Source organism: Clavibacter lycopersici, from assembly GCF_003576405.1.
GTDB lineage: Bacteria > Actinomycetota > Actinomycetes > Actinomycetales > Microbacteriaceae > Clavibacter > Clavibacter lycopersici.
On record NZ_QWGT01000434.1, the window covers coordinates 1 to 1,009 of the forward strand.

Genomic DNA, 1,009 nt, shown 5'->3' on the forward strand with positions numbered 1-1,009 from the left:
GGGCGACGTCGCCACCGCCACCATCGCGGTCGCGGCCGTCGCCGGCGCCGCCGCGCTGGCGGATCCCGGCACGCCCACGCAGGCCACGCAGCTCATGCCGTCCGGCCGCCGCGCCGCCGACACGGGCGCGACCACGGTCCTCGCCTCCTCCGCGCCGCGCGCCGGCGCGGCGGATCCCTTCCTCCTCGAGGACGACGACGAGGAGCCCGAGGAACCGCGTGCCCGCAAGCGCGCCATCTGGATCTTCGTGGTCGTCGCGATCCTCGTGGTCGCGGCCATCGTCGCCGGCCTCCTCGCGTACTTCGGGAGCCGGGACGCCGACGCCCCGACCCCCGCGGCCACCGAGACCAGCGCCTCCCCGTCCCCGAGCCCGTCGGCGTCACCGACCCCGAGCGCCACGCCGACCGCGAGCACCGTCGAGGTCAACCGCGACGACTACCTCGGCCGTGACCAGAAGACGGTCACGGACGAGCTCACCGCGCTCGGCCTCAAGGTCACCGTCATCACCGGCAGCGCCGCGCCGTCCGGCGAGGAGGAGGGCCGCGTCACCGCGATCACCCCCACCGGCAGCGTCGCGAAGGGCGCCACCATCCAGATCACGGCATACGGCGCGCCCACCCTGCCCACCGCGGCGCCCGGAACGCCCACCATCACCCCGACGACGGTCCGCGCCGGCCAGTCCGTGGACATCTCCTGGCCCGCCTACTCCTGCCCCGCGGGTCAGACGCTCAACGGGTACCAGGTCCAGGCGGACTCGGTCTCGAACGGCGCCACCGGCACCTGGAGCGGCAGCACGAACCCCACCAACGCCCAGACCACCTCCGGTGAGATCAAGGCGGGCACGACCCCCGGCACGTTCACCGTCAAGTACCTCGCCATCTGCGGCACCAACGAGTCGCCCTACAGCAGCACCGTCACCGTCACCGTCGAGGACGCGCCCGGCGGCTCGGGCGGCGGGGCAGGCGGAGGCGGCACCGGCGGCGGCACCGGCGGCGGCACCGGCGGCGGG

1 protein-coding gene is annotated in these 1,009 nt (G+C 75.5%); it reads left to right on the plus strand.

Features of this window, described 5'->3' with window-relative positions; translation table 11 throughout:
* On the plus strand, positions 1-1,009 hold a 1,009-nt coding region (locus tag DZG00_RS15765), incomplete at both ends, for a PASTA domain-containing protein (protein WP_119455836.1).